Source organism: Cellulomonas sp. P4_B5_2, from assembly GCF_056402235.1.
In genome coordinates this window covers 1-3,027 of record NZ_JBFUHU010000387.1, presented here as the reverse complement: position 1 = coordinate 3,027, position 3,027 = coordinate 1, and the positions used below count along the sequence as shown (strand labels likewise).

General features: G+C 72.5%; 5 protein-coding genes. 3 read left to right on the top strand and 2 right to left on the bottom strand.

Annotated elements, in window-relative coordinates; translation table 11 throughout:
* Positions 1-195: VOC family protein (locus AC1DUQ_RS19930; RefSeq protein WP_477074441.1), on the bottom strand; the 195-nt coding region annotated here is incomplete at its 3' end.
* A gap of 9 nt (positions 196-204) precedes the next feature.
* On the bottom strand, positions 205-705 hold the full coding sequence (locus AC1DUQ_RS19925) for a GNAT family N-acetyltransferase (protein ID WP_477061136.1): 501 nt from the start codon (positions 703-705) through the stop codon (positions 205-207).
* Positions 706-783: 78 nt separating this feature from the next.
* Here AC1DUQ_RS19925 and AC1DUQ_RS19920 point away from each other — a divergent pair, with 78 nt between their 5' ends.
* From AC1DUQ_RS19920 to AC1DUQ_RS19910, 3 genes are all read left to right on the top strand, one after another.
* Positions 784-1,248 carry an SRPBCC family protein gene (locus tag AC1DUQ_RS19920; RefSeq protein ID WP_477061137.1) on the top strand — a complete coding sequence of 155 codons (465 nt, stop codon included), beginning with the start codon at positions 784-786 and terminating at the stop codon, positions 1,246-1,248.
* A complete protein-coding gene (locus tag AC1DUQ_RS19915; protein ID WP_477061138.1) occupies positions 1,245-1,565 on the top strand; it encodes an ArsR/SmtB family transcription factor in 321 nt (106 codons plus the stop codon). Before AC1DUQ_RS19920 ends, AC1DUQ_RS19915 begins: the two co-directional genes overlap by 4 nt.
* Positions 1,566-1,605: 40 nt before the next feature.
* A partial coding sequence (locus tag AC1DUQ_RS19910) for a SulP family inorganic anion transporter (protein WP_477074440.1) occupies positions 1,606-3,027 on the top strand: 1,422 nt, incomplete at its 3' end.

Sequence of the window (3,027 nt, the reverse complement as noted above, 5' to 3'; positions counted from 1 at the left end):
GCCCTCGCCGACGCCGGCCACGTCAAGACCGTCCACCTGAGCGATCACGTACCGCGGCGCCCCGGGCGGGCTGGCCTGATGGAACGTCCAGCCGAGCACGGCGCCGTAGAACGCCCGTGCTCCGTCGACGTCCCGCTGCTCGATGTCCACCCAGGACGTCACGCCCTGCGGGTAGGTCCGCTGCTGCTGCGTCATTTGTCCAACCTAGGCAGTACCACCCACACGCAGCGAGGCCTCGAGCAGGGTGCAGGAGAAGTCGGCGAAGTCGACCTGCCCGACGGGCTGGAAACCGGACGACTCGTAGTACGTGCGCAGCACCGGGTTGGTGGTCCGGCAGTCGAGCCGGAGCACCTCGACGCCCGCGTCCCGACCCTGTGCCGCCGCCCAGTCGAGCAGGGCGGCGCCGAGCCCGCGACCCGCGGCCCGGCGGTCGACCATGAGGCCGTGCACGTAGACGGCGGGGGTGTGGTCGTCGCCCCAGAAGTCGGGGTCGGTCCACAGGAGCCGGACCGTTCCGACGATGCCGAGCTCGTCGTCGCGGACCACGTGCCACTCGCCGGCGTCGACCTGCGCGGCGACGCGCTCGCGGGGGAGCGACCCCGGCGGCCACTGCACCGTGCCGTGCGCGGCCATCCAGTCCTCGAGGGACCGGCGCAGGGCGTGGATGGCGTCGACGTCGGCGGGGACGGCCAGGACGGGGAGCACCAGCCGACGGTACCCGTTGCAACTGACTGGTTGCTTATGCAACTCTAGAGTTGCAGGCTTCGATCGAGAGGATCTCCCATGACGACCGTCAACCCGCAGGCCGTGATCGACACCGAGAGCTACCAGGTGACGCGCACGGTGCACATCCGCGCGACGCCGGACCGGGTCTGGGCCGCACTGACGCGCGACGACCTGGTTGCGCAGTGGTTCGGGAGCACCGCGCACCTGCCGGACCTGCGCGTCGGAGGCATGGGGACGTTCGGGTTCGAGGGCTACGGCGTGTTCCCCGTCCGCATCGAGGAGTACGACGAGCCGGTGGTGTTCGCCTTCACGTGGGGATCACCGGGAGAGCCGCTGCGCGAGGACAACTCGACGCTGGTCCGGTTCACGCTCGTCGCCGACGGTGACGCCACCCTGCTGACCGTCGTCGAGTCCGGCTTCGACCTGCTCGGCCGGGACCCGCTGGTGGCGATGGAGAACAACCGCGGCGGCTGGACCGCCGAGCTCGACGAGCTGGTCGCGCTCCTCGAGGGCGCGGCATGAGCAGCGCGACGCTGGCGCCCGTGTTCGCSGCSCTCGCCGACGACACCCGGTGGCAGATCCTGCAGGAGCTGGGCCGCTCGGACCTGTCGGCCTCCGCGCTGGCCACCCGCCTGCCGGTCACCCGGCAGGCGATCGCCAAGCACCTCGGGGTGCTCGCCGAGGCGGGACTGGTCGTCCCGGTGCGGGCCGGCCGCGAGATCCGCTACCAGGCCCTGGGGTCGCGGCTGTCCGAGACCGCGCGGGCCCTGGAGGCCATCGGGGCGGAGTGGGACCGCCGGCTCGCGACGATCAAGCGCCTCGCGGAGGAGCAGCCCTGAGGGACTGACGCCTCAGGGCTCGCATCGCTAGGGTCCAGACATGGCTGCGAAGCGGCGCCGATGGTCCGACTACGTACCGATCGTCGGCGTGCTGCGCACGTACGACCGGCGCTGGCTGCGTCCCGACGTGGCCGCAGGTGTCGCGGTCGCGGCGCTGATCGTCCCCAAGAACCTCGGGTACGCGGGGATCGCGGGCATCCCGCTGCAGAACGGCCTGTACGCCGCCGCGGCCGGCGCGATCCTCTACGCGATCTTCGGCACCAGCCGGCAGATCTCCACGGGGCCCAGCTCCGGACTGGCCGCGGTGGCCGCCAGCGCGGTGCTCGCCGCGGGGCTCACGGGCACCGACGTGGCCTCGTTCGTCGCGGGGATCACGCTCGTCGCCGGCCTGGTGTTCGTGGTCCTCGCGGTGCTCAAGATGGGGTGGATCGCGCAGTTCCTCTCGCGCGCCGTCGTGACGGGCTTCCTGTTCGGCGCCGCGATCGACGTCGTCATCGGCGAGCTGCCCAAGCTCACCGGCACGAGCGCCTCGGGGGACACACCCCCGCAGGAGCTGTGGTCCTGGCTCGGCACGCTCGGCGACGTGCACCCCGCGACGGCCGTCGTCGGCGTCGTCTCGCTGGTGACGGTCTTCGGCTTGCGGCGCATCGCCCCACGCGTGCCCGGCGCGCTCGTCCTGGTGGTCGGCGGGCTCCTGGCGTCCTGGCTGCTCGACCTGGGGGAGCGCGGCGTCGCGCTGGTCGGCGACGTGCCCCGCGGACTTCCCTCGGTCGTCGTGCCCGATCCGGCCCTCATGCTCGACCACGTCGCGACCGTGGCCCTCGCCTCCGTCGCGCTCGTGATGATCGGGTTCTCGCAGACCGCGGGCGACGCCCGCACGTTCGCCGCCCGGCACCGCTACCGGGTCGACATCGACCAGGAGTCCCTCGCCCAGGGGGCCGCCAACGTGGGTGCCGGCCTGGTGCAGGGCATGCCGGTGTCCACGAGCCTGTCGGCGAGCTCGCTGAACGACCGCGCCGGAGCGCGCACCCCCGTCGCGTCGCTCACGTCGGGCGCCATGGTCCTGCTCACCCTGCTGCTGCTGGCGCCGCTGTTCTCGGGGCTGCCGACGGCGGTGCTCGGCGCGATCATCATCGAGGCCGTCGTCATGGGGATGATGGACGTGCCCGCCATGCGCAGGCTGTTCCGGGTGCAGCGGTTCGACTTCTGGATCGCGATGGTGGCGCTGGTGAGCACGCTGGTGGTCGGCGTGCTGGCCGGGGTGCTCGTCGGGATCGCGCTGTCGCTGCTGTGGCTGGTCTCGGTGACCACGCGGCCGTCGCTGCCGGTGATGGTGCGTGAGCCCGGGACGCAGGTGTTCCGCGAGGTCGACGAGCACCCGGAGGACGAGGCGGAGCCGGGCATCGCGGTGCTCCGCATCGACGGCGGCCTGTTCTTCGCCACCGCCGACGCCCTCGAGGAC

Bases quoted from the DNA above. Each gene is read 5' to 3' on its own strand.
- AC1DUQ_RS19920 (WP_477061137.1), top strand. From the start codon at position 784: ATGACGACCGTCAACCCGCAGGCCGTGATCGACACCGAGAGCTACCAG.